This window comes from Porphyromonas canoris (assembly GCF_000769115.1).
GTDB lineage: Bacteria > Bacteroidota > Bacteroidia > Bacteroidales > Porphyromonadaceae > Porphyromonas_A > Porphyromonas_A canoris.
Map to the genome: position 1 here is coordinate 350,267 of NZ_JQZV01000013.1, position 26,038 is coordinate 376,304.

At 45.8% G+C, this 26,038-nt stretch carries 23 protein-coding genes and 1 tRNA gene; 9 read left to right on the top strand and 15 right to left on the bottom strand.

Going from position 1 to position 26,038, the window contains the following annotated elements; translation table 11 throughout:
* Nucleotides 1–110: 110 nt before the first annotated feature.
* Genes HQ43_RS06655 through HQ43_RS06665 form a run of 3 tightly spaced genes read right to left on the bottom strand, consistent with a single transcriptional unit; the run spans nt 111 to nt 3,457 of the window.
* Complete coding sequence (locus tag HQ43_RS06655; RefSeq protein WP_036792684.1) at nt 111–1,031, bottom strand: NAD(P)-dependent oxidoreductase; 921 nt, start codon at nt 1,029–1,031, stop codon at nt 111–113.
* Nucleotides 1,032–1,052: 21 nt separating this feature from the next.
* Nucleotides 1,053–2,129 carry a 3-phosphoserine/phosphohydroxythreonine transaminase gene (gene serC, locus HQ43_RS06660; RefSeq protein ID WP_036791373.1) on the bottom strand — a complete coding sequence of 359 codons (1,077 nt, stop codon included), beginning with the start codon at nt 2,127–2,129 and terminating at the stop codon, nt 1,053–1,055.
* 56 nt (nt 2,130–2,185) lie between these two features.
* The gene (locus HQ43_RS06665) at nt 2,186–3,457 is read right to left on the bottom strand and encodes a replication-associated recombination protein A (RefSeq protein WP_036792687.1); all 1,272 of its coding nucleotides are present in this window, start codon (nt 3,455–3,457) and stop codon (nt 2,186–2,188) included.
* Between the two features lie 365 nt (nt 3,458–3,822).
* Between HQ43_RS06665 and HQ43_RS06670 the strand changes: the two genes are divergently transcribed.
* The 8 genes from HQ43_RS06670 to HQ43_RS06705 all read left to right on the top strand — a co-directional run bounded on the left by HQ43_RS06670 (nt 3,823) and on the right by HQ43_RS06705 (nt 12,411).
* Nucleotides 3,823–5,085 (top strand): porin family protein, encoded by a 1,263-nt coding sequence (locus HQ43_RS06670; protein WP_036791376.1) that lies wholly within the window; start codon nt 3,823–3,825, stop codon nt 5,083–5,085.
* 483 nt (nt 5,086–5,568) lie between these two features.
* Nucleotides 5,569–6,384, top strand: coding sequence for a PstS family phosphate ABC transporter substrate-binding protein (locus HQ43_RS06675; protein WP_036791379.1), 816 nt, complete (start codon nt 5,569–5,571; stop codon nt 6,382–6,384).
* A 40-nt stretch (nt 6,385–6,424) separates the two neighbouring features.
* Nucleotides 6,425–7,621 (top strand): phosphate ABC transporter permease subunit PstC, encoded by a 1,197-nt coding sequence (gene pstC / locus HQ43_RS06680; protein ID WP_036792689.1) that lies wholly within the window; start codon nt 6,425–6,427, stop codon nt 7,619–7,621.
* A gap of 2 nt (nt 7,622–7,623) precedes the next feature.
* The gene (gene pstA, locus HQ43_RS06685; RefSeq protein ID WP_036791382.1) at nt 7,624–8,478 is read left to right on the top strand and encodes a phosphate ABC transporter permease PstA; all 855 of its coding nucleotides are present in this window, start codon (nt 7,624–7,626) and stop codon (nt 8,476–8,478) included.
* A 19-nt stretch (nt 8,479–8,497) separates the two neighbouring features.
* Entirely contained in the window at nt 8,498–9,244 is a 747-nt protein-coding gene (pstB, locus tag HQ43_RS06690; RefSeq protein ID WP_036791384.1) for a phosphate ABC transporter ATP-binding protein PstB, read from the top strand.
* A 20-nt stretch (nt 9,245–9,264) separates the two neighbouring features.
* Nucleotides 9,265–9,942 (top strand): phosphate signaling complex protein PhoU, encoded by a 678-nt coding sequence (gene phoU / locus HQ43_RS06695; protein ID WP_036791387.1) that lies wholly within the window; start codon nt 9,265–9,267, stop codon nt 9,940–9,942.
* 58 nt (nt 9,943–10,000) lie between these two features.
* On the top strand, nt 10,001–10,699 hold the full coding sequence (locus HQ43_RS06700; RefSeq protein WP_036791390.1) for a response regulator transcription factor: 699 nt from the start codon (nt 10,001–10,003) through the stop codon (nt 10,697–10,699).
* Nucleotides 10,696–12,411 carry a sensor histidine kinase gene (locus HQ43_RS06705; protein ID WP_036791393.1) on the top strand — a complete coding sequence of 572 codons (1,716 nt, stop codon included), beginning with the start codon at nt 10,696–10,698 and terminating at the stop codon, nt 12,409–12,411. Before HQ43_RS06700 ends, HQ43_RS06705 begins: the two co-directional genes overlap by 4 nt.
* An 18-nt stretch (nt 12,412–12,429) precedes the next feature.
* Here HQ43_RS06705 and HQ43_RS06710 read toward each other — a convergent pair whose 3' ends face one another.
* From HQ43_RS06710 to HQ43_RS06770, 12 genes are all read right to left on the bottom strand, one after another.
* Nucleotides 12,430–13,212, bottom strand: coding sequence for a GNAT family N-acetyltransferase (locus tag HQ43_RS06710; protein ID WP_036791396.1), 783 nt, complete (start codon nt 13,210–13,212; stop codon nt 12,430–12,432).
* Between the two features lie 708 nt (nt 13,213–13,920).
* A complete protein-coding gene (locus HQ43_RS06720) occupies nt 13,921–14,388 on the bottom strand; it encodes an ExbD/TolR family protein (protein WP_036791401.1) in 468 nt (155 codons plus the stop codon).
* An 11-nt stretch (nt 14,389–14,399) separates the two neighbouring features.
* Nucleotides 14,400–14,990, bottom strand: coding sequence for an ExbD/TolR family protein (locus tag HQ43_RS06725; RefSeq protein WP_152565504.1), 591 nt, complete (start codon nt 14,988–14,990; stop codon nt 14,400–14,402).
* Nucleotides 14,991–15,013: 23 nt separating this feature from the next.
* Nucleotides 15,014–15,487, bottom strand: a complete 474-nt coding sequence (locus HQ43_RS06730; RefSeq protein ID WP_036791406.1) for a hypothetical protein — start codon at nt 15,485–15,487, stop codon at nt 15,014–15,016.
* A 14-nt stretch (nt 15,488–15,501) separates the two neighbouring features.
* Nucleotides 15,502–16,305, bottom strand: a complete 804-nt coding sequence (locus HQ43_RS06735; protein WP_036791408.1) for a MotA/TolQ/ExbB proton channel family protein — start codon at nt 16,303–16,305, stop codon at nt 15,502–15,504.
* 85 nt (nt 16,306–16,390) lie between these two features.
* Nucleotides 16,391–16,476, bottom strand: a tRNA-Ser gene (locus tag HQ43_RS06740).
* Between the two features lie 137 nt (nt 16,477–16,613).
* Nucleotides 16,614–17,411 carry a TatD family hydrolase gene (locus HQ43_RS06745; RefSeq protein WP_036791410.1) on the bottom strand — a complete coding sequence of 266 codons (798 nt, stop codon included), beginning with the start codon at nt 17,409–17,411 and terminating at the stop codon, nt 16,614–16,616.
* 397 nt (nt 17,412–17,808) lie between these two features.
* Nucleotides 17,809–18,792, bottom strand: a complete 984-nt coding sequence (locus HQ43_RS06750; protein WP_036791412.1) for a polyprenyl synthetase family protein — start codon at nt 18,790–18,792, stop codon at nt 17,809–17,811.
* 12 nt (nt 18,793–18,804) lie between these two features.
* A complete protein-coding gene (cls, locus tag HQ43_RS06755) occupies nt 18,805–20,265 on the bottom strand; it encodes a cardiolipin synthase (RefSeq protein ID WP_036791414.1) in 1,461 nt (486 codons plus the stop codon).
* 20 nt (nt 20,266–20,285) lie between these two features.
* Entirely contained in the window at nt 20,286–20,822 is a 537-nt protein-coding gene (locus HQ43_RS06760; protein ID WP_036791416.1) for an RsmD family RNA methyltransferase, read from the bottom strand.
* 4 nt (nt 20,823–20,826) lie between these two features.
* A complete protein-coding gene (locus HQ43_RS06765) occupies nt 20,827–21,615 on the bottom strand; it encodes a DUF3822 family protein (protein WP_036791419.1) in 789 nt (262 codons plus the stop codon).
* A 28-nt stretch (nt 21,616–21,643) separates the two neighbouring features.
* Nucleotides 21,644–22,348, bottom strand: a complete 705-nt coding sequence (locus HQ43_RS06770; protein ID WP_036791422.1) for a hypothetical protein — start codon at nt 22,346–22,348, stop codon at nt 21,644–21,646.
* 174 nt (nt 22,349–22,522) lie between these two features.
* Here HQ43_RS06770 and HQ43_RS06775 point away from each other — a divergent pair, with 174 nt between their 5' ends.
* Nucleotides 22,523–23,956 carry an ATP-dependent DNA helicase gene (locus tag HQ43_RS06775; RefSeq protein WP_235305954.1) on the top strand — a complete coding sequence of 478 codons (1,434 nt, stop codon included), beginning with the start codon at nt 22,523–22,525 and terminating at the stop codon, nt 23,954–23,956.
* Nucleotides 23,957–26,038: the final 2,082 nt, after the last annotated feature.

A 26,038-nucleotide genomic window follows, 5' to 3' on the forward strand; every position in this document is an offset into this window, starting at 1 on the left:
CTTGATGTTTTTGTATTGTTTGCTTTAACGGGGAGAGATAGAAGCCACCATGGGGTCGCTTCTATCTCTTCTCTTTATAATATATGTACCGTAAGATATAGGATATAATCTTACTTGTTCACTCTGAATGGAGCTTCTCCCGTAGCGAGGAACTTCACGATCTGGTTCGCTGCAGCTATACCGGCATTGTTATTGGCCTCTGCTGTTTGTGCACCCATCTTTTTAGGTGTTGTGAAGTATTGGCTTTCAAACTTCATGAACTCTTCGTGACGATCCGGGCAGATGTCTGTGATGTACTTGAAGTCCGGACGCTCGGCAAGGATCTTTAGAAGATCTTCTTCGTGGATCACCTCTTTACGTGCGCTGTTCACAAGCATGGCATTCTTAGGCATACTCTTAAGAAGATCATAGTTGATGCTCTTCTTTGTCTCGGCTGTTGCAGGGATGTGAAGAGATACCACTTGACAGTTCTTATATAGATCTGCGGCAGAGTCCAAAGCTTTTATGCCATCTTTCTCTATCACTTCTTTCGGACAGAAAGCATCGAAAGCAGAGATCTCCATGCCAAAGCCTTTAGCTATACGAGCAACGTTACGACCCACATTGCCATAAGCATGTATACCGAGAGTCTTGCCCATAAGCTCTGTACCCGATGCACCGTTGAACTTGTTACGAACAGCGTACACCATCATACCCATTACAAGCTCAGCCACAGCGTTGGAGTTTTGTCCCGGAGTATTCATCACGCAGATGTTGCGTTCTGTTGCCGCTGCACAGTCTACGTTATCGAATCCGGCACCTGCACGTACCACTGTCTTCAAGTTTGGTGCAGCATCCATCACTTCGCTATCTATGACATCACTGCGGATGATGATAGCAGCAACATCTTTCACTGCGTTTAAGAGTTCTTGCTTTGAGGCATACTTTTCCAGTACAACAGGCTCCAAACCATTCTCTTTAAGGATACCTACGATACGGTCTCTTGCAGCTGCTGCAAAAGGTTTTTCTGTTGCAATAAGTACTTTATTCATTGCTTTATCCATTTTGATGGGTTAGATTTTAGCTTCAAAAGCCTTCATGGCATCCACAAGAGCCTTCACACTTTCAAGAGGAAGAGCATTGTAAAGAGAAGCACGGAAGCCTCCCACAGAGCGGTGTCCCTTGATACCGGACATACCTCTTTCAGTTGCAAACTTTTGGAATTCGGCTTCAAGCTCTTTGTATTCGTCCTTCATCACGAAGCAAACGTTCATAAGCGATCTGTCGCATTCTCTTACAGTGCCGCGGAAGATCTTGGAGCTGTCTATCGCATTGTACAGAACGGCTGCTTTTTCTTCGCACATCTTTTGCATTCCTTTCACGCCACCCATTTCTTTGTACCACTTAAGGGTTTGAAGAGCAACATAGATAGGGAATACAGGAGGAGTATTGAACATAGACTCTTTGTCCACGTGAGTCTTATAGTTAAGCATTGTAGGAAGAGGTCTGTCCACCTTGCCAAGAGCATCAAGCTTAACCACTGCAAATGTAACACCGGCAGGAGCAAGATTCTTTTGAGCACCACCATAGATAAGGTCATACTTAGACACATCCACCGGACGAGAGAAGATGTCGGAAGACATATCCGCAATAAGAGGTACATTTACATCAAGGTCTTTGTGTAGCTGTGTACCATAGATAGTATTGTTGGAAGTAACGTGGAAGTAATCTACGTCAGAAGGTACGGTGTAGTCCTTACCAAGTTCAGGATACCAAGTGTAAGTATCAGCCTTAGAGCTTGCAAGCACTTCGACATCGCCCACAAGTTTTGCTTCCTTGATGGCGTTGCTTGCCCATGTACCTGTATCGATATAAGCAGCCTTTGTCTTCAAGAAGTTGAGAGGAGCCATGTAGAACTGCAAGCTTGCACCGCCACCAAGGAATACTACATCGTATCCTGCCGGAGCTTCGATAAGTTCAAGGAACAGCTTGCGGCACTCTTCTATTACGGCAGTAAACTGTTTGCCACGGTGAGATACCTCGATAAGAGACAAACCTGTGTCTGCAAAAGATCTTACTGCTTCTGCTGCATTCTCAATCACCTTCTCGTTCAAGATAGAAGGACCTGCTGAAAAGTTGTGAATTTTCATAACGTTTTGTTTGTGTTATAAGTTTGTAAATGAATTATTGTTTTCTCTGTCAGATCTCAGTTAGTGGGTTGTTGAGCCACAAGACGTTGCTCATTAGCATTAGATCCCGGTGTCCAAAACGGTCCGGCTTGTTCCACTTCGGGCGGAGCATAGCTGTCTTTATGAAATCCTCCCTCATAAGCATGCGGATAGTGATAACCCTTACCATACCCTATCTCTTTCATCAGAGCCGTGGGGGCATTCCTCAGATGCATCGGCACCGGATGCGGTTCATGTGTGCGAACATACTCCAACGCGTTGTCTATCGCTACGTATGCGCTGTTGCTTTTAGGGCTTGTCGCAAGATATATGGTCGCTTCTGCAAGAGGGATTCTACCTTCGGGCCATCCTATCCTTTCCACTGCATCGAAAGCCGACTGTGCTATGAGCAGAGCATTCGGATTCGCCAACCCTATATCTTCTGCGGCTGCAATCACCAGCCTGCGAGCTATAAAGCGAGGATCTTCACCCCCTTCTATCATCCGTGCAAGCCAATAAAGAGCGGCATTCGGTGCACTTCCTCTGATGCTTTTGATGTATGCCGAAATAATATCGTAGTGCAACTCTCCTCCCTTATCGTAGGCAGCCGGATTCTGTTGCAGATAAGAGGTAACGCGGTTATTGTCTATGACGATGACCTCATCCTCTTTCATCCCCGGCATGGTAGTAAAAAGCTCCAGAATATTCAAGAGCTTCCGTCCGTCTCCGGCGGCATAGGTGTGCAGGGCATCCCTTTCCCGTATATCGAAAGTGTGTTTCGCCATCTCCTTATCCTTGGTGATGGCTATATCTATGAGAGCATCCATGTCCTCTTTACCAAGAGGTTCCATGACAAACACCCTGCATCTGCTCAGCAGAGGTCTTATCACTTCAAACGAAGGATTCTCGGTAGTGGCTCCGATAAGTGTGATCACACCGGTCTCCACCGCATGGAGCAGGGAGTCTTGCTGGCTTTTGCTGAAGCGGTGTATCTCATCTATGAACAGTATGGGAGTGCCTTTGGAAAAAAGGCCTCCGCTCTGACGCGCACACTCTACCACCTCCCGTACATCCTTCACGCCTGAAGAGGTTGCACTGAGTGTGTAGAAAGGCAGCCCCAATTCGTTTGCAACAATATTAGCCAAGGTTGTCTTACCCACTCCGGGAGGTCCCCACAAAATAAATGAACGAAGACAACGCGCCTCCAACATCTCTTTTATAGGAGATCCCGGGGCTACAAGATGCTTCTGACCGACGTAGTCTTGCAGGTTTTTTGGACGGAGTCGCTCCGCCAAGGGGGCATTTGTCATGTGGTCTTCGTCTTTAGGTAGTACGAATATAGGGGTTATTTTGATAATGCCCAAATTTTGTTTCATTTTGCGCTTTTTTGTCTCGAAGCCTCTTCGTAACACAGCTAATACAGAGGAATTGATAAGGAGAAGACAGACCCCGAAACACCCCTTTTTTGTTCCCGTTTTCACGCTCTCTTTTATCCGTTTTGCAACCGCTTTTAGAATAAAAAACAGAGACACGGAACAGCTTTGCGGAAAAGTCCTGTGGTTATACAGCTATCTCTTTCAGGATTAACATTTTTGTAACCATATCTTAGAGACTTTTTAATTTCATTGCCCTAACTTTGCGACGTGATCGAGGAAAAATAAAACCAATAACTAAGATGAAAAAGATTTCTATTTTACTTGCCTGTTTGTCTCTATACTCCGTGAGTATGGCGCAGCAAGAAACGGAGCAGTCTCGCATAGCGAAAGTCGAACAAAAGATGCAGGAGCAGGAAGAAGCTCTTACACTTTTGAAGAAGCTGAAAGTAACAGGATATGTACAGACCCAATGGCAACACGGAGAGAAAGATGCCGCTCTAAAAGTGGGAGCCAAAAACGAACAGAAAGAAGATACATTCGATCGCATCGGAATACGTCGCGGTCGCATCAAGTTTGCATACGATACCGGGCTTACCTCTTCAGTATTTCAGCTCGATATTACGGAAAAGGGTGTCGGGGTCAAGGATGCCTATGTCAATCTCAAAGATCCTTGGATGAAGAGCAGCTCGTTGCGCTTCGGGGTTTTCGACCGTCCGTTTGGGGATGAGATCGGATACTCTTCCGCAAGGAGAGAGTCCCCGGAACGTTCGCTGATATTCAATACTCTCTTCCCGGACGGACGAGATTTGGGAGCCATGCTTACCCTGCAAGCTCCGAAGGGTTCTCCGCTTAGTTTCTTGAAGTTGGACGCCGGACTTTTTGCCGGGAATGGTCTTAAGCAGGAGACGGATAGCCGAAAAGACTTTATCGGACACCTCTCCATGATGAAAGATTTAGGCGATAACCTCCGTGTGGGATTAGGGGCATCCTACTACAATGGAGGTGTTTATCAAGGTACGGATAAGGTGTACACCTTTAAGAATGGAGCTTTTGAGCTGAACCAAAACAACACTAACAAAGGCAGATTTGCCAAGCGTGAATATTATGGTGTGGATGGTCAGTTTCTCCTGCTTTCTCCGCTCGGAATGACGCATTTGCGTGCGGAGTATCTCATGGGAACACAGCCGGGCTCGGCATCAAGCTCGCAAAGTCCCAACTCCTCAACACTTCCAAGCCACGACACATTCATTAGAACATTCAGGGGCGGATACGCTGTGCTGGTACAGGATTTCGGTTCATTCCCTCTGTCGGCAGTGTTAAAGTACGAATGGTATGACCCTAACACCCGAATCTCCGGCAACGAAATAGGAAAAGGTAACAGCAGTCGGGCAGATCTTGCTTACACCACCTTTGGAGCCGGTCTGCTCTGGAAGATCACCGGCAATATCCGTATGCAGGCACACTACGATATGGTGAGCAACGAAGTGAGCAGTGCTCTCGCCGGGTACGAAAAGGATAGAAAAGACAACGTCTTTACGCTCAGACTGCAATATAAGTTTTGATACCTCAGGGTCTTACGACCTTTGGTTTCATGCTCGAACATCGGCAGCATACATTCCGTATGCTGCCGATGTTTTTTATTCCCTCTTCTGAAACTTGGTGTAAACCTCTTTATAAGTTTTGTTCATCCTGTTCATATCTTTCTCCAAACGGCTTCAGAAATCTTTTTCAAGGCTTGCCCTGTAGAAATCACGCTTTGAGGTGTGGAAATCAAAGCTTGGTTTTCACACTTCAAGCCCTGATTCGGAATATTATAAACGTTAAAAGAGACTTTTTAATCCGTTTAGAGGAAGATATAAACCTATTCAAATCTGTTTGTGATCGGCTCTTTTTCGGTTGCTGTCCGCTTTCCGTTTTTTGTCTCTTTACTCCATTCCGAACCGCTTAACCAAAATGTAACAGAAAGGCAGATGGTGCGTAACATTCGTTCGGTAGTTTTGCAGTGAAAACAATGAGATATATACAAATTCAAAAAACAGAGAGACATGAAAAAAACAATCTTAGCATCTCTTGCGCTTTTAGCGCTTTCATGGAGTGCCAATGCTCAACGAGTAAAAGGATCGGACACGGTACTTCCCCTATCCCAAAAGATAGCGGAACAATATATGAAGCAAAACAGATCTGCCACAATATCTGTAACCGGTGGAGGTAGCGGTGTGGGTATATCCGCTCTTCTTGCCGGTACTACGGAGATAGCACAAGCATCACGCAGGATTAAGTTTGATGAAAAACAAAAACTTCAAGAAGGGGGTAAGAGTGCAAAGGAGGTAATTATCGCTTATGATGCGCTTGCGGTGGTTGTTCATCCGGGCAATAAGGCGGACAGGCTCACTCGTGAACAGCTTGAAGGGATATTTACCGGAAAGATTAAAAACTGGAAAGAGGTCGGCGGAGAAGATCTGAAGATCGTGCCATACTCTCGTGAGACATCCTCCGGTACTTATGAGTTTTTCAAAGAGAGTGTTCTGAAAAACAAAAACTACATGAACGGCATCATGAGTATGCCCGCTACGGGAGCCATCGTACAGTCTGTAAGCCAGACCAAAGGAGCTATCGGCTACATCGGGTTGGCTTATCTGAACAAGGATGTAAAACCGGTTCGGATCTCCTACGACAAGGGCAAGACATTCACCGCTCCCACGATAGAGAATGCCAAGAACAAGTCTTACCCAGTGGTGCGTCCGCTCTACTACTATTACGAAGCGAAGTCTACCACGGCATTGAAACCTTTTGTGGACTATGTGCTCTCTGCCGATGGACAGAAGATCGTATCCGAAGTGGGCTTCATCCCCGTAAAATAAGAGGCAAGATCGTATAGCTTACAGCATGAATATGAAGCAACTGAGACGATTTTTTGAGAAAGTAACAGAGACAATACTGGCTTTTAGCAGTGCTATCACAAGCATCGCTATTGTGCTGATAGTGGTCTTTCTCTTCAAAGAGGGGTTGGGGCTGTTCTCCTCGCCCTCTGTGGAGAAAGGGTATGCGCTTTATCTTCACTCGTCCAACGGCGTAAAGGATCTTTCCGTAACGGACATAAAGAATATTTTCGACTCCGAAGTGGTCTCCTGGGCAGAGTTGGGCGGTAGGGACGAAGAGATTATGATCTTCAGATTTGACGAAATATTTTCGCTCTATTCCGATGAAGAGCTGGGCGAAAACTACGAACATCTTCCAGACAAACTGGCTCAAGTGATCCGTGAGAACCCCAATATCATAGCTTTTCTTCCCGAAAAATATGCTCCCGTAAACGTGTCGGAGGTTAAAGCTCTACCCTATAAGAACATCTCTCTATCCGATTTCTTTGGCCGAAAAGAGTGGATGCCTACGGCAACTCCTGCGCCTCTGTTCGGTGTGCTACCGCTTTTGTTGGGAACGTTGCTCGTCAGTATCGTGGCTATTCTTATAGCTCTGCCTCTCGGACTTGGTGTGGCTATCTACCTTTCGGAGCTGGCAGGAGAACGAGTGCGAAAGCTTATGAAGCCGACCATAGAGCTGCTTGCCGGGATCCCTTCCGTAGTATATGGCTTCTTCGGATTGGTGGTTCTCGTTCCCATTGTACAGGATACGCTCAATCTTCCGGTGGGAGAAACCGCGCTTACGGGAAGCATCATCCTTGCCATTATGGCGCTTCCGACCATCATCACAGTGGCGGAAGATGCTCTGCGAAACACCCCCGGAGCGATGCGTGAAGCGAGTCTTGCTCTTGGGGCAACCCGCTGGCAGACCATCTACAAAGTGGTGGTGCCTTACTCTGTATCGGGGATCTCCGCTGCGGTGGTGCTTGGTATCGGACGCGCAATAGGAGAAACCATGGCGGTACTGATGGTTACGGGCAATGCGGCGGTAATGCCTGCCTCTCTGTTGGAGTCGGTACGAACTATTCCGGCAACCATTGCGGCAGAGCTGGGAGAAGCGCCTGCCGGAGGGGCACACTACCGGTCGCTCTTTTTGTTAGGCTCTATTCTGTTTGTCATCACCATGATTATCAGTGTGGCAGCCGAAGTAATATCCAAGAAACAACATAAAAGCGTATGAGAATGGATAAGAAACATACGGAGCGTATAGCTTTTTTGATATTCAGACTGTTGGGATTGCTGGTGGTCTTCACCCTGTTTTGGATTCTCGGCTTTCTTGTTTACAACGGACTGGGAGTGATAAGCTGGGAGTTTCTGACCACTGCTCCTGCCGAGGGTATGACCGAAGGGGGCATCTTCCCGGCGATAGTGGGGACACTCTGTTTGGTGGTCGGGAGCATGATTTTCTCCTTTCCTCTCGGTGTGATGTCTGCGATATATACAACGGAGTATGCCGGAAACGGAATGGTGGTGAAGTTCATCCGGATCATGACCAATAACCTTAGCAGTATTCCTTCCATCGTATTCGGTCTGTTCGGAATGTCTCTGTTCGTGAACACTCTCGGTTTCGGAGACTCCATTTTGGCAGGATCGCTTACGCTCGGACTGCTGGTACTGCCTTTGGTTATCCGCACTACGGAAGAGGCACTCAAGGCTGTTCCGCACTCTTATCGCACCGGTAGCCTTGCTTTAGGGGCAAGCAAACTCCAAACGATATGGAAGATTGTGCTTCCGGCTGCATTTCCCAATATCTCTACGGGGCTTATCCTCTCTATCGGAAGGGTGTCGGGAGAGACTGCGCCCATACTTTTTACGGTGGCTGCGTACTTTCTTCCCAAGCTCCCGACCGGGATATTCGATCAGGTCATGGCACTGCCGTACCACCTGTATGTGATAGCAACGAGCGGTACAGACCTTGAGGCTTCTCGCCCGATAGCTTATGGTACAGCTTTGGTGCTTATAGCGATAGTGGTGTGTATGAATCTCCTTGCCTCTTTCTTGAGAAGACATTTCGGGGCAAAAGTGAAAACGAACTAAAAGAAACAAGACAACAACGATGATTGAAGCAAAAAACATAGACTTTTTCTACGGAGACTTCCAGGCTCTTAAAGGGATAAGCATGAAGATGGAACCCAATACCGTAACCGCTTTTATAGGACCTTCGGGGTGTGGTAAATCTACTTTTCTTCGTCTTTTTAACCGCATGAACGACCTAATAGACGATACTCGCCTCACCGGCGAATGCCTTATAGATGGGAAGAATATATACGATAAGTCTCTGCCCATAGACGAGTTGAGAAAAAAAGTGGGCATGGTATTTCAGAAACCCAATCCGTTTCCGAAGTCTATCTTTGAGAATGTGGCATATGGGCTGAGGGTAAACAGCATGGGAGATAAGAAGTTTATCGAACAGCGTGTAGAGGAGTCGCTCCGGGCTGCAGCCCTTTGGGACGAAGTGAAGGATAAACTCAAAAAGTCGGCTATGGAGCTATCGGGCGGACAGCAGCAGCGTCTCTGCATCGCAAGAGCCTTGGCGGTGTCGCCCTCTATCCTGCTTATGGATGAACCGGCATCGGCTTTGGACCCTATCTCTACCTCAAAAATCGAAGAGCTTATACACTCTTTGAAGAGAGAGTACACGATAGTGATCGTAACGCACAATATGCAACAAGCCGCACGGGTAAGCGATATGACCGGCTTCTTCATGCTGGGCGAACTGATAGAGTACAGCGAGACAAAGAAGATGTTTCTAAGCCCTAAGGAACAGGCTACACAGAATTATATCACAGGTCGTTTTGGTTAAACAAAAAGAGAATAACAACTATGAAACATACCGAACAGGAGATGCTCGCCCTGAAAGAAGAGGTGAGGCAGATGTGGAGACTGACACTGTCGCAGCTCGAAAAGGCTAAAGAGGCATTCTTAAACAGTAATATCGAGACCGCTCTGGAGGTTATGAGCAGGGAGAAAAGGTTGGATGCGTTCGACCTGAAGATAGACAGCGACTGCGAAAACTATATTGCTCTTTACAGTCCGGTCGCCATAGACCTTCGTCTTATACTCTCTCTGATAAAGATCAGCAATACTCTCGAACGCATAGGAGACTTTGCGGTGGGTATCGCAAAGCATGTCATAGATAATGATTGCAGTGATGTGGATCCGAAAATATTGGATGAACTGCAGGTGGAACAGATGTTTGACATTCTCATCGGCATGCTTAGCGACAGCTATGTAATACTGGAGTCCGAAAATACGAAGGTGTCCGGCAAAATTCTTGCTCAAGATGAGGCGGTGGATACCATCTATCACAATGCTTTGGAAAGCCTTGCAGAGGAGATTCGGAAAAGACCCGACTTTGCCCGTTGCGGTCTCAAGCTCTTCCTGCTGATACGTAAAATGGAAAGAATAGGCGATCATTGCAGCAATATTGTCGAGGAACTCGTTTTCTATGTAGATGCAAAGGTGCTGAAACATAGCGGTCAAAGATTCTCGGAGGAGTGATACAATCCGGTTTGTATAGCGGAAAAAGGCTAACTTTGAAAGGAGAAAAAAGCTATTTATGACAGAGAAAATACTCGTAGTGGATGACGATAGAGACATCTGCGACATCCTTGAATTTAACATCAAAAGTGAAGGCTTTGGCGTGGAATGCGCTTACTCGGCAGAGGAGGCTCTGGAAAAGCTCGCCGATGGGAGCTGTTCGCTGATCCTTCTGGACGTGATGATGGGAGGAATGTCTGGCTTCAAGATGGCAGAGAAGCTACGATCCGAAGGCAATCCTATCCCTATCATATTCCTCACCGCAAAGGATACGGAGAACGATATGCTTACGGGCTTTTCTGTCGGTGGCGATGATTATATCTCCAAGCCATTCTCCATAAAAGAGGTGATAGCCCGTATAAAGGCAGTCTTCAAGCGTACTAAGGCAAAATCGGAAGCGACGGTTACGCAGAAGAATAAACTCTCTTTCGACCGGCTTGTAATAGATCTCGCCACAAAAGAGGTCTCTATCGAGGGCGAAGCGGTATCGCTAACCAAGACGGAGTTTGAGATATTGGCTCTATTGGCGCAAAAGCCTGACAGACTCTTCTCAAGGGAGGATATCATAGATACTGTATGGCATGAAATGACTTACGTAACGGAGCGAACGGTGGATGTGCATATCACTCGGCTGAGAAAGAAGCTGGGGAAATATGGTGCCGCAATAGTGAACCGCTCCGGATATGGATACCGATTCAATACCGGCGTTTTCTTATGAAACTGACCTATAAACAGCGTCTGTTCTTCTACATATCCGTTCTTTTTCTTCTCTTTTCTGCGGGAGTGATTCTCTTTGAACAGGCACGAGACCGGAGGTTTAGAACGGAAGCGATGCAGGAGAGACTGCGTACCTACACGGAAATAGTCAATTCCGCTCTCGTGGCAGATGGCAACAACGATCTTCGCCGGCTCGATTCGCTGCTTGCTCTTTTCCCTCAAACCATTCGTCTCAGCCTGATAGACTCGGAGGGGACTCTCTTTTATGACAACTCCTTTCCGGATCTCTCCACACTGACAAACCACCTTTCCCGACCGGAGATAGCGCAGGCAAAAGAGAAAGGAACAGGTACGGATCTCCGCACTTCTGCCTCTAACAGCCGGAAGTATCTCTACTACGCCAAAAGGTTTGGCGATAGATACATCAGAGTGGCACTGCCTTACGACATCGAAGTGGAGCAGTTCATGCAGGCGGATCACACCTTTTTCTACTTCGTGTTGCTGCTTTTTGTCGTTACCCTTGTGGGGGTCAATATGGTGAGTAATCGCTTTGGGGCATCCATCCGTCGCCTAAGAGACTTCATGACGGAAAGCGATAAAGGTGCCGCTCCAAAGCTCAACTTCCCGGATGATGAACTTGGAGAGATCGGTAGTAAGATAACGGAAAACTACCGCCAACTGAGAGAGAGAAAGGAGATAATAGATTTGGAACGAAGCCGACTGCTTCAACACGTTTACAGTTCAAAGGAAGGGATATGCTTTTTTACCCCTGCCAGGAAAGTGCAATTCTTTAACGGACTTTTCATCCAATACCTCAACATCCTGACGGATGAACCTACGGGCGAACCATCCATCCTGTTTACGGCTCCGGAGTTTGCCGGAATGCAGAGCTTCTTGAATGAGAATCTTTCCGAAAACTACTTTGAACAGAAGCTCTCAAAACAGGGTAAAAGCTTTGCTCTGCGCCTTAACAGATTTGATGATGAAGGCTTTGAAGTGATACTGAATGACATAACCAAACAGGAGAAGACACGGCAATTGAAGCAGGAGATGACCGCAAACATCGCTCACGAACTGCGTACTCCCGTTACAAGCATTCGGGGTTATCTGGAAACGGTAATGGAGCAAAACCCGAACGAGGAGAGGAGACACTACTTTATCTCTCGCGCTTTTGGGCAGGCGATGGTGCTGTCCGAACTGATTCAGGACATCAGTCTGATCACCAAAATGGAGGAAGCACCGCAGCTCTTCAAGCAGGAAGAGGTGGATCTCAATCTCTTGTTGGAGAGGCTGCAGAGCGATTTGGCTTCTGCTCTGGAGCAGAAAAGAATGTCGGTGAAGCTGCTTTTGCCGGGAAAAATCTCCGTCTACGGCTCTCGAAATCTCCTCTATTCCATCTTCCGAAACCTGACCGATAATGCCATCAACTACGCAGGAGAAGAGACCACGATTATCATTTCTCTCTACAATGAGGACGATCGCTTCTACTACTTTTCGTTTTCGGACAATGGCTGCGGCATATCCAACGAAGAGCATCTTCCTCGTCTCTTCGATCGTTTTTACCGTATATCGGAGGGGCGAACACGAGATACGGGAGGCTCCGGACTCGGTCTCTCGATCGTGAAGAATGCCATAGCATTTCACAAAGGAAGTATCACGGTGAAGAACAGAAAAGGTGGCGGACTGGAGTTTCTCTTCCAGCTGCAAAAATAAATCCCTCCCGTAAGTTGCTTACTCCTCTTTTGCTGCTCTTACAATCTTCATCAGCTTGCTTCCCATACAGCTACTGATGTCTGTGGTAACAAACTTACCATTCCAATAGAGCGAGAATATGGTCGCAGGAGAAGGGGCATCTTGTGCTTCTTGAGGGGTATCGAGCTTGACGATTTTCAGCGGTATGCCCTCCTTTTTTGCCTCTTCCACCAGCACCGTACCCACGTAATACTCGGTGAAAGGACAGCGATTGCTGTAATAGGCAACCAGTCCGGAGCGTTCGTCATCCGGCAATCCTCTCTTTACAGACTCTTTGAAGCAAGGATCGGGAGCGGTATCATCCGTTTTCAAGACAAGGAGAGAGAATCCCTCCGGAAGTGTCTGCACTGTCTTAAAGCCCTGCTTGAGCAACCACTTTGTATCGCTCATGAAGTGATACTTTTTAGTTCCGACCACCGTTACCAATCCGTATTTGCCTTGCTTTCTTGCGTCATCTATTGCGGACTGAAGGAGTCTTTTGGCGTGTCCCTGCCCTTTGTACTGCCCCGATACCCACAGACAGTTTACCATGAGGTAGTTTTCTGCACTCACGGGTAACCATGCTTGCTCGGCAGGCACGTACTCTATAAACACTTTGGCTCTGGCATCCAACTTCCTGAAGATATAGCCTCGTTCCAGCTCCTGTTCCAGCCACATCTTTTTCAGTCTGTACCCTTCTTCACACTTCTTATCGGAAAACGCGCAACAGATGTGTTCGGTGGGGAGATTTTCTTTGGTGATCGTAATGTAAGATGCTTCCATTATTTTAATTTATTTATGCTGTTTGGGAGAGGAGGGGACGGCTCTGCAGAACGTGGAAACATATTTCGGATTTTACCGTATATGCTTGCCTCTTTTCCCAAACTCTAAAAGTAATATTCTCCGATAAAGGTAACCATTTTTCGTGGACGATCTTTTCTCTCTTTTTGCTCCCTTTTTTCGGGGCTCTCGGAAGAGTGTTTTTATATATTCCATCCCCAAAAATGCCCTCTTTTTTCTCTCTCTCTATTTTGATCGGAAGGGTCATTTTCAGAGCACGACCGAACTGTTAAATTCGCTCCATTTTATTAACACAAATTCCGATGTTCGTTAAGCCAAAACGCTAAACGAGCATATTTTGTCGGCTTAACGTGTTTAATTTTTCAATGAACACGTTTACTGATTTCATTAAACACGTTTACCGGATTCGATTAACGTGTTTGGGAGGAGAAAAGTTCGGAAATTCGCGATTTCTCATAACTGCTTAATATATAGTAGGATAGAGGCTTTTCTGTTCGCCGAACATGGATGACAGGACAAAATCTCTCTTTGTCGGCAGCCGGTTTCACGGACTCCATTTTTATATAAAAGCTCCCACCGGTAAGACCTGCATTTTCTCTCTTTTTCTCGTACCTTTTGGGGCTGAAAAATAAGAAGGTCTCAAAGGAAATTCCTCTGAGACCTTCTCATCGTTTGTTCTATATTTCAGAACTATTTTGTCTGCTGAACGGTTGCGTAGATAATCTTACGCGCATCAGCCTCTCTTAGCTTTTGTTTTACCTCAGTTACGATACCCATCTTAGTAGACTCGTCTGTTTTCAAGACTGTCGTCATAAGGGCTGCATCCTCTTCGTTCTTTGCTGCTTTTTCTTGAGCAATAAAGTCGAAGATATCACTTGGAGAAGCAAACTCATCATTCAGCTGAATTTGAGTTTCAGTACCGTACTTTGCTTGATACATAGACATAGGCTTACCCATGTAGATGTATGTTGCAAGCGACTTCTTCTCCAACTTTGTTATTTCTGTTGCAGCAGGTAGCTTTACCTGAACCATCATAGTTACTTCACGGATAGAAGTTACCATCATGATAAAGAATAGGAATGCAAATACCAAGTCAGGCAATGACGCAGTGTTCAATTCGGGCATTTCTCGCCCGCCACCTTTTAGAAATTTACTCATAACTTAGATATTTATTTTTTCTTGCCTCCGTACTCTTTCGGATTTGCTTCGGAGATTTTTTGTGGATAAAGTTCTACAAGAGCATCAAGCTGTTCCGGAGAAAGCTCTTCAAGTGTCTTGCCCCACTTGTTACGGGCAAAGTCTGCACGCAACTCGTTATAGGCTCTCACAAGAATATTCTGAACAGTGATGTAGTCCGCATACTTTGTGTCCACATTATTAGTTACCGATATCACATGACTCTTGGTTACTTTCATAACGCCAAGCAATGGAATCTCCTTGTCTTCTCTTTCAGGAAGAGTAGGATCATCATTGACGTTAAGGACGAACTCTTTTACCTTTTCTCCCAAACGGCTAAGCTCGATCTCTTCACCGTTACAGAGAACACGTCCGTCTGTGTTCACCAATACTTTAAGCATATTCCTTCTGTTGATGTCCAACTCTATATCTTTTTGATCAGGGGGGAGCGCAGGCGGAAGCGAACGCAAGATCCCTTTATCCGATCCCATAGATGTTGTTACCAGGAAGAATATAAGTAACATGAAAGCGATGTCGGCGGAAGAAGATCCGTTAATTCCGGGAGTTTTTCTTTTTGCCATAATTATTCTGCTTTATATGTTACGTCTTACTTCTTTATGAATAGGTTCTTGATAGCACCAAATAATACTCCGAGGATAGAGAGGCAGATAAGTGCATACGTAGAGTATAGAAGCATATCGGTTCTCTTCAACCAAGTCGGAATGTTATACTGTTGGAAGTCTTGACTCAAAGGAAGCGGATCTGCACTACCTACTGCATAAGTGATACCCAATAGCGCTGCAAAGAGTACCAATATAACTACTGTGCGTATTGCTTTCTTGGGTGAGTTTTTGAAACTGCTAAAGAACGCTGCTAACCCGAATAGTAGTGTTGCAAGCACGGCAATGATAGCCAACGCGTATGTCCAATACAGCAAAGCTCCGGTATAGACGGGCTCCGGTTTGGCAGCCGCAGGGTCAACATATCCACCGAAGTAGAATAGCCCCATGACTATCACCGAGATAGCTGCCACTACAAGGAGAGTTATGCTCGATGTTTTTCTTATTTTAGTTACTGCCATGACGGTCTATTATATTATCTCTTAAACTTTAGGTTATACTTCACGATGAAGTCAACAATACGGATAGAAGCATCTTCCATCTTGTTTACAATGCCTTCAAACTTAGAAAGAAGGTAGTTGTAGAATACTTGAAGGATAAGAGCTACTACAAGACCACCGATAGTGGTGATAAGAGCAATCTTCATACCGGAAGCTACAACTGTCGGAGAGATGTCACCGGCCTTAGCGATGTCGTCGAATGCTTGAACCATACCAACCACTGTACCCAAGAATCCAAGAGATGGAGCCATTGCGATGAAGAGTGTAATCCAAGAAAGGTTCTTTTCCAAAAGACCTGCTTGTACACCACCGTAAGAAACGATAGAACGTTCTACTACGTCCAAACCTTGGTCGATACGAAGAAGTGCTTGATATGCAATAGATGCAACAGGACCGCGAGTGTCGCGAGCAATATTTTTAGCTGCTTCTACATCTCCTTTATCTAGAGCCGATTCAACCTCTGCAAGGAATTTGTCATTGTTTGTGTCGGCAAGATTGAGATAGATGATTCTTTCCAATACAAATGCCAAACCGAGGATAAGAGTGATGATTACCAATGACATAAATGCAGGACCACCCTCAATGAACTTTGTCTTAAGCTCTTGGTGAAATCCGCCTTCTACCATTTCTGCTTCAAGAGTAGCAGGAGCGGCATCTTCTGTTGGAGTATCCACAGTTTGAGTGGTTTCCTGTGCTACTTGATCTTGGGCACTTACTACCTGAGGTAGGGCTAGAGTAAAGAAACCCATCAATGCGATACTAGCTAAAAATCTTTTCATTGTGCGTTTGTTTTTAGATTAGAGATTTAAATTATTTGTTGTTTATTCCTTTATTTCACTGTGGGTTTACTCATTCAACCCTTTGCGGAGAGAAAGGGATTCGAACCCTTGATACGTTTTGCGTATACACGCTTTCCAGGCGTGCCTCTTCAGCCACTCGAGCACCTCTCCTTGTTATCTGTGTGATGTCTCACACCATACAGAGTACAAATCTATGTTTTTTAATTGACATACGCACTATTTTGGGCTATTATTTCTTTCACTTCTGAAGAGGAAGTGTTAAACAAGTCCAAATCAAAATAGTGTTGTCAAGTCTCTAAGTTAAATAATTTAACCGAATTGACCAATAATTGTGCGGATACTTCTGCTTCCGGTTTTCGGTATATTATTGATAACTCACTGATAATCCGATGCAAGTATGAAGGCTCATTTCGTTTGCCTCTGAACGGAACGGGAGAAAGATATGGCGCATCCGTTTCTATTACCACTCTTTCGAGCGGAATGGAGCGAGAGAGAAAGTCGCGCAGGTCGGAGTTTTTGAATGTTACCACTCCGCTTATTCCGACAAAGGCATTGGTCTCGCTGTCTATCCGTTTCAGCTCTCCGGCAGTTCCGGTAAAGCTGTGAAACACACCGGTGCATCTCCCTTCTCCTGCCTCTTTATAAATATCTATGGCGTCTTCCACCGCACTTCGGGTATGGATACTGAGGGGCAGGTTGTACTCCTTAGCCCATTCGATCTGTGTGGCAAACGCTTCCTGTTGATGCTGTTTGAAGGTGGTGTCCCAATAGTAATCGAGCCCCACTTCGCCCACTCCGTAGTAGCGGGACAGGGTTGGAGCTTGAAGCTCTGCCCGGACAAACGCCAGCTCTTCTTTGTAGTTTTCATCCACAGATGTGGGATGAAGCCCCATCATCGGCAGTAAAACCTCCGGGAACTGCCTTACAGACTCTTCGAGTTCGGGGAATGAACTTCTATCTATATTAGGAAGAAGCATCCGGCTGATGCCCGACCGCATCGCTCGCTCTACGACATCGGGAAGATCCTCTTTGAATGCTTCTCCGTAGAGATGCGTGTGTGTATCTATTATGCGAGATGATTGCATTGTTATATCTATGTTTTTGCTGAGTCTTGGTGCAGGGTGTTCATTGGTAATGAGGCATCTGTTTTCTTCTCAAAAGATGAGGCTCCGGAACATCTGCCGAACCTGTTTATTTCTACCTCTGAACGTTGATAAAAGCTGCACCGAACGGGTTAAAAAGTTGTATTCAAAGTTTGAATCCTGAAAAACAAGTGCTGAATTTTGCAAATCAAAGCCCGATTTCGGGAAATCGAATCTTGATTGCAAAATTTTTTTATGTTTAAGAGAAGATTTGAACAGGTTAAAAAGAAGATTTGAACCTGTTCAGATCCGGTTTCGGGCTTATGGAGGAAAGTGCGTTGTCGTTCTCTCTGTCTCGACGGATTCCCGATGGTGTTCATTCGGAGGCTCTCCAAGAGGATCAGTGATTTCTCTCCGAAAGCGATCGGATCATCTTTATCAATTCATCAAGAGGTGCTCTGTTGGGTACATCAAGCTCTTCGGAGAGAGAGACTGCCTGCTTGGAGAGCCCTTGTATCATGTCTCGGATCAGCTTGTCTACCTCATAACGCACATAAAATTCCTTTACACGCTCTATCCGTTTGCTCTTATCTTCGGTTGCAAGAGCAGCTTCCCATGCTTTGGTTTCTCCTCTCGACTCTGCGATTTTTGCCGTCTGAATCATCAAGAACGTCTTTTTGCGCTCTATGATGTCTCCACCTATCGGTTTGCCGAATGTTGCTTCGTCTCCGAAAGTGTCCAGATAGTCGTCTTGGAGCTGGAAGGCAAGGCCGGTGGTTACTCCTATTTGATAAAGAAGCCGGGTATCTTCTTCGGATGCTCCGGCGGCTATTGCACCCAAGCCGAGTGCGCCTCCCAAGAGGACGGATGTTTTAAGCCGGATCATCTCCATGTATTCGTCTACACCTACTTCGGTTGCGTCTCTTCTCTCAAAGTCCATATCGTACTGCTGACCCATGCACACCTCTCTGGCTGTCCGGGAAAACATCTCCTGCAAACGGCGGAAGTCGGATGCTTGAGAGCGGGCTAAGATTTCGTATGCCAATACCAACATGGCATCCCCGGAGAGGATCGCGGTGTTGGCATCCCACTTTTTCCAGACGGTTTGTCTGTGTCTTCGTGTGGCGGCATCGTCCATCAGGTCATCGTGCAGGAGGGTAAAGTTGTGAAACACTTCCACTGCTGCTGCCACGGGATAGGCTTCCGTGTCCGGTTTTTTGCCGCCCATCATTTCGTAGGCTTGCAGTACAAGTCTCGGACGGATGCGTTTTCCGGGTACTTCCAGAGTGTATGAGATGGGGAGGAAGAGGGTTTGAGGTTCTTCTTCAGGGATCAGACTTAGCAGATATTCCTCGAAAGGGATTTGGGAAATTGAAGATGTCATAAGTAGTGAATATTATAGTTGTGGGGCAATGAGCCTGCAGACAGAACACCACATCTTTCTGAATATAGAGAGTTGGCTCCATCTGTTTAGAGGCTCTTTATGGGCAGTCTTCATATCTCTCTCTATATCCGCCACGAGAGACGAGGCAAGATCGGAGTTGTATATGATACCTGTTATTTCAAAGTTGTGTTCAAGGCTTCTGGCATCCAGGTTGGCAGAACCGACGATGCATATCTCTTGGTCTATTACCATAATCTTGGAGTGGTTGAAACCCTTTGTGTATCTCATGATTTTGATGCCGGACTTGACCATTTCTTCCGTATAGGAGAGCATTGCAGGCGTAACAAAGCGTACATCCGCAATGTCCGGTATAAGGATCTTTACCTCTACGCCGGCAAGAGCCGCTCCTATGAGTGCTCTGTTGAGAGGCTCCGGAGGAAGGAGATATGGCGTTACGATGTGTATGCTTCTCTTTGCCGTCAGAAGTGCTTTTGTCATTACTTGTTGCAAGATGAACCACTGATCGGTGGGAGAAGAGGGGAAGAAGAGAGCCGGAATGCTTGGAACGGAAGCCGATGAGTCCGTTTGTGTTTCTGTGTCGTAGATGCTTTTCGGGAGGAGTCGCCGTGTTGCGATGTACCAGTCTACCATGAAAGCATTCTCCAGAAGCTTTACACCGTCTCCCTCTATCCTGAAATGGGAGTCTTTCCACACGCCCGATTTTGTGCCGTGTATATATCTGTCAGCAACGTTCATCCCTCCCAAGTAGCCTGTTTTACCGTCTATCACCACTATCTTTCTATGGTTGCGGTAGTTGGCTTTATTGGTTAAGAAGGGGAAGACTACGGGTAAGAACGCTCCCACTTCCACGCCTCCCTGTTTCAATTCTTTCCAAAAAGCTCTTTTGGTTTTAAGGCTTCCGAGGTGGTCGTAAAGGACTCGCACCATGACGCCTTCGGCTGCTTTCGCAATGAGAGCCTCCTTGAGACGATGTCCGATATTGTCATCCACAATGATGTAGTACTGCATATGGATGTGGTGTTTGGCTTCTTTGATGTCCTGCAGAAGTGCTTCGTACTTGTTTTTTGCCTGAGTGAAAAACTTAATATCCGAAATGGTCGTGAGAGGTACACCCAACTGCTTCTCCGGAATAGAGAAGATACTTTTGTAGGAGTCGTTGTCTACTTCTACCTGCGGAGGGAGTTCCCCTCTTCCGGGGTAGTCCATAGACATTATTCTTTGGAAGCGACGAAGCGGAATGAGAGGCTTTCCCCTGAATTCTATTCCAAAAAAGAAGTAGAGAAAAAGACCTACGGGAGGAACGAGTATGAGCACAAGAATCCAGTTTACCGCCTTTAACGGCTGGCGGTTTTGGCTGATGATGACAAGAATGACGCCGAGAACCAGAAAAAAATAGAACAGCTGCCAAAATAGATCCAACGAACTATTCGTATCAAATAAAAAGTAACTCATACGCGCTCTACTCTGTTATTTCATGGGACAAACAGTATGCTGAAATTGACCGACCCGTACACCTTATGGCTGTAAAAGCAGGGATGAGAAGAGAAAGAGATTGTACCCGGATGCTCTATAATAATGGTACTGCCACTGTGCACTGTCCCGTGCTTTATCAACAGGTCCGGTATCTCCTCTATATTGTCAAGAGCATAAGGCGGATCGGCAAAGACGATGTCGAAACTCCCTCTTCTGCTCTCGATGAAGCGGAAAGCATCGGACAGTATCGGGCGATACGCAGGGTCTTTCAGGGTATCGGCGAGCTTCTGAAGGAAGAGATAGTGTCGCTTATCCTTTTCGACCGCCACCACGGAGCGGCATCCTCTCGACAGGAATTCCAATCCGATGCTCCCCGTACCTGCAAAGAGATCCAAAACACTCTTTCCATCCCAATCGAAGATATTTTCCAGAACATTGAACAAATTCTCTTTGGCAAAGTCCGTTGTAGGACGAGCTTTGAACCCGGAAGGTACTTCAAAGCGACGTTTGCCATATTTTCCGCGTATTATTCTCATGTTCTTATTGCAGATAAAGGTGGCATATCTCTTCGGGAGAGGTGTATGCCGTGTACTCTTTTATCCTTTCGCCGAAGTAGAGAGAAAGGGTCGGGCTATCCGCTCCTTCTGCCCAAAGTGTCAGCGAATCGTTATGTGCATTCATTCCCAAGCCTCTCCAGATTCGTGTCAGATGGTATATGGCATCTTCTGCATGGGGAGCAATGACACTGTTTCCAAGTAGCAACTTCCCCTGTTCCGCGGCTGCAACGTTCAGACTACCGCCGGAAAAAGCGGCGTGTACCACCTTAGAACCGGTCGTCAGAGAGGCTTCCACCGATTGTCGGATAAGCTCCGCAAGGATATGATGATAGCTTGGATTGGAAAAAGAGCGCAGTCCGAGGCTGTAAAGAGGTTCGTCCATGGAGAAGCTCATCGCCATTCCGCCGTTGTGCGGTATGCGTAAGATCAGCTCTTTTTTCTCTTCTGCGTCTTCCGTCAGAGCGTGTTGAGTAAAGCCCAAAGTGCTTTTCTGAGACAGCTCTTCCGGCATCAGCATTACCTCTAAAGGCTCCACGAAGATTTTTGTGGAGTGGAAAGGCAGTGAGAGGGGAGTGTGCAGGAACAGCACTTCCTTTACTTGCTCCGAAAGAGAGAGCGATAGCGTGCTTTCGGGAAAAGGAGTGCTGAAAGAGACCAAAAGAGCCGAGCTCTCTTTGTCTCTCGCATAAAAAGAAAGTCCATCCGTTGTGATGCGGATGGACGTATGAAGTTGTTGAGACTTTTGTGGATGTATATCCGCTAACTCTACCATATACCAATGTATGTGATAAGCAATCTCATTAGAATTCTTTTTCCCAGTTTCCTGCGTAGTTGTTGACTTCAACAAGAGAACCAACCTTTAGACCGGGGAACTTTTCCAACTTTTCAGTTCTGTCTTTAAGGTTCTTAAGCTGATGCTTATCGAGGTCTCCCAAGTATACATCGTAGTCCACAGAGGCTTCAAAGATACGGATGTCGAAACCGGAAGCGGTCTTAACACTTGCAGTATCCATTTTGAAGCTGGCGTTTGTTCCCGGAACTATGCCGATGGAAGAGACGTCAAAATTTTCTCCGAAAAGAGCAAGCTTCGCATTAGCCCAAGTGGTATCACGAAGGAAATACTTGTTTTCTCCGTACACAAGACCTTTTTCTGTTGCTTCTTTCCAGTTTCCTGTTGCACGAGCTTTGGCTGTGATGGCGGCTGCAGATGCTTCTGTAAGACCGTCTTCACGTTGTTTTTCTGTAAGTTCACCCTCTTTCAAAACAGTAGGAATACGTCCATTGTTCAGGAAGTCTTCCAGCTCCGCAAAATTAGCGGCATGTCTGTTGTATTGTGTCTTAAAAGAGATCTGTGCTGTACGAATGTCTATCAGTCTCTCGATAATAGGTTTCTCACGTTCGGTCTTTTTCTTTTTGAAGTTGATAGGCGTGAGAATACTCATAGCAGACACGTAAGCCAAGCCAACGATGGCGGCTACCAATAAAATTTTGACTATTACTTTCATGCGGCGTGTATATTGTTTATTTTTGTTCTTTCCGAAGAGTCTCTTTTTTTGACATCCAAAGACAAAAGTAGTAAACTTATTCCAATCCTTAAAGGGTCTTGAATTAAAAAATAGTATCCTATGATTTTGCCTTCCGGTTTTGGCTTCCAATTTAACCATTTTTTTGGACATGAGATGTCTTCTTCTCAAAAAAAGGCTCTTTCCTCACTGCTTTCCTATTTTGAGGATGCACCGGATGGAGCTCTTTTTGTTCTCAAAGGGTATGCGGGGACAGGTAAGTCGAGTCTTGTGGGAGCCCTTTGCAGGACGCTGCTTTTCTACCATAAACCGGTGGTTTTACTGGCTCCGACGGGTCGGGCGGCAAAGGTGCTCGGAGGATATTGCTCTGCATCGGCATACACCATTCACAGGGTTATATACAGGCAGAAAAGGGTTTCGTTTTTGGAAGAAAGGTTTGACAAAGACAGAAACAGCTATCCGGAGGGAACGGTGTTTATCGTGGACGAAGCTTCGATGATAGGGAACGAAGAGGACATATCCGGGATGTTCGGATCGGGCAGACTGCTTGAGGATCTTCTGGATTTTGTATTCTCCACATCCGGTTCAAAGGTTGTCTTTATCGGAGATGATGCTCAGCTACCTCCGGTGGGTACTACCATCAGTCCGGCTTTGGATGTCGAATTTTTGAAGGCTTACTGTTCGGAGATTCACTCCGCCGTGCTTACGGACATCGTTCGTCAGGCTGAGCAGAGCGATATTGTCCGTTTGGGCGCACTGCTTAGAGATCACATCCTGCTGTTGCAACAGGAGCTTTCGGCTACGGGAAGCACGGAACACGTTTCGCCACTCTCGCCTATACCATTCGTTCCACAGAAAGATGGAGATGTGTCGATACTTAGAGGGGAGGAGCTGCCTGAGGCTCTGGATCGCTCCATGAGGGATCATTCGGTGGACGATGTAGTGGTCGTTACTCGCTCCAATAAGGATGCCGAAGCGTTTAATGTAGAGATACGTCGCCGGCAGTTCGACTATGAGACGGCTCTTGTTCAAGGTGAGCGTCTCATGGTGGTGCGGAACAACTACTTCTATTTTCCCGGATGCGAAGAGGAAAAACAGAGACGAACCCCCACCCGATTCTCTGCAAATGGAGAGGTGCTTACCGTAAAACGGCTGGGCAAAGTGCGAGAACTCTACAACTTTACCTTTGCAGACGTGACGCTCGAAACCGAAATGGAGGAGCAGTTTGAAGCTAAAGTGATCATGGACAGCCTGCTCAATGCTTCTCCCGCACTCTCTCCGGAACAGCGACAGGAGCTGTTCGATGAAGTGCGGCAAGACTATCCGGAGCTGACCACTAAGGCACAACTCTATCCGGTGATGCGACAACACCCCTATCTGAACGCACTGCAAGTGAAGTATGCCTATGCCATGACGTGCCACAAATCGCAGGGAGGGCAGTGGAGGGATGTCTATGTCTACATCGGTTATCTCACGGAGGAGATGATGTCGCTGGATTTCTATCGTTGGCTCTATACGGCTGTAACGAGAGCTACGGGGCATCTCTACTTTGTCAATCCGAGTAAGCTGCTGTTCGAGATAGAGGAGTAAGTGTTGTCAGACTCGCTTCGTCGGAGAGGAAGATGTGGGGGATAAAATGCTTCTCCGGATTGGGAAAATTTTCCAAAAGAAAAGAGCAGAAATATTGTTCCGGATAGAGGGCGAACGGCTCTCTATTTTTATATATTCCATCCCGAAAAATGCCCACTTTTTTCTTGCTCTCTATTTTGATCGGAGAGGTCATTTTCAGAGCACGACCGAACTGTTAAATTTGGGTTGTTTTATTAACACAAATTCCGATACTTGTTAAGCCAAAACGCTAAACAAGCATATTTTGTCGGCTTAACGTGTTTAATTTTTCAACGAACACGTTTAGTGATTTCATTAAACACGTTTACCGGATTCGATTAACGTGTTTAACCAAAATCGTTAAGGCTCTAATAATCAGTATTCTATCTGTTTTTGCTCTAAAAAGCACCTAAAAAGGCAGATTTCTCTATTAAGAAATATTTGCGATCGTGAGTATTAAAATTCACACCAATTAATGCGAAAAAGCCCCATGAAATGGACTGAGAAAAATTTTTTCTCAAATTCGGGCTCATTTGTACCGATTTGTTTTGTAGTGTTTTATGGCTAAAAGAGGAATTATTTCTGTTTTTAAGTCATCTCTGAGAGGTTCAAATCTCTATTTTGGAGTAGCTCTATTTTTATATAAAACATCCTCTTCTGCCCCCTTTTATTCTTGTGAAAAAAGTGCCTATATGGTACGGTTGAGGAGTGATTATATGGGGTTGCGTAACCGGCTGTGAAAGCATGATATTTTTGATTCCAAGAGGGAAGAGCCGAGAGGTGTAAAGAGAGGGCTTTTTTGTGTTAATCGACCCTGCTTGAGGTGCTATCGAGATATAGGAGAGAGGGAGGCTTTGCTGTTGATAGCAGTATCTTAAAAGATTGGAGGGAATAGACGGATATTGAGAGGTGCAAGGCCTTGACGCTGCTTACAAAGCTTCACAAGATTGAAAGCGACAGTCCGGGTATCGAGATGTGCGAAACGACTCTCTTTTTTCGTCTCGTTTGGAGATTTTGAGATGGCTTTCCCAAGAAACAGATCTGGTCGGGGCACCATTCTTGGCTTTTAAGAGGAGGCTCAATAATGGTAGTGCAGTGCGCTAAAAGGGGAGATTGCAATGGATTTTTCACAAGTCAATATCTCCCTTAATGTGTTGTGTTTATCACCGGTTTGGGGTTATTTGTTCTGCTCTTCGGTAACATTTTACTCTTTAACAAGGTTGCTCTCCATCGGCTGAGGCTTCTCCATTTTTCTTTACGATAATGCTTTCTTCTTTGATAGATGCTCTTTTGTCTTGAGTAAAGGCTTACACTCTTCTCTCTTTAGCTCTGTTTTATCTTTTGATGGTAGATTTCTCGTATTTGGTTAAGGGCTGTCCGTTTCTGTTTTCGGTTGTGTTTTCTTCTTTGATGGAGACTCCTTTGTCTTACCCTAATGATTGCACTCTTCTCTCTTTAGCTCTGTTTTATCTTTTAATGGTAGATTTTGTATGTTGGGTTAAGGGTTGTTCATTTCTGTTCTCGGTTGTCTCTTTTTCTTTGATAGATGCTCTTTTATCTTGAACTAATGATTGCGCTCTTCTCCCTTTAGCTCTGTTTTACCTTTTCATGATAGATTCTGTGTGTTGGGTTAAGGGCTGTCCGCTTCTGTTCTCGGTTGTTTTTCTCCTTTGATTAGATGTTCTATTGTCTTGGACTAATGATTACGCTCTTCTCCCTTTAGCTCTGTTTTATCTTTTGATGGTAGATTTTGTGTGTTTGGTTAAGGGTTGTCCGCTTCTGTTTTCGGTTGTCTCTTTTCCTTTGATAGATGCTCTTTTGTCTTGGACTAATGATTACGCTCTTCTCTCTTTAGCTCTGCTTTGCCTTTCAATGGTAGATTTTGTATGTTGGGTTAAGGGTTGTCCGTTTCTGTCCTCGGTAGTCTCTTTTCCTTTGATAGAGACTCTTTTGTCTTGGACTAATGATTACGCTCTTCTCTCTTTAGCTCTGTTTTGCCTTTCAATGGTAGATTTTGTATGTTGGGTTAAGGGTTGTCTGCTTCTTTTCTCGGTTCTCTCTTGT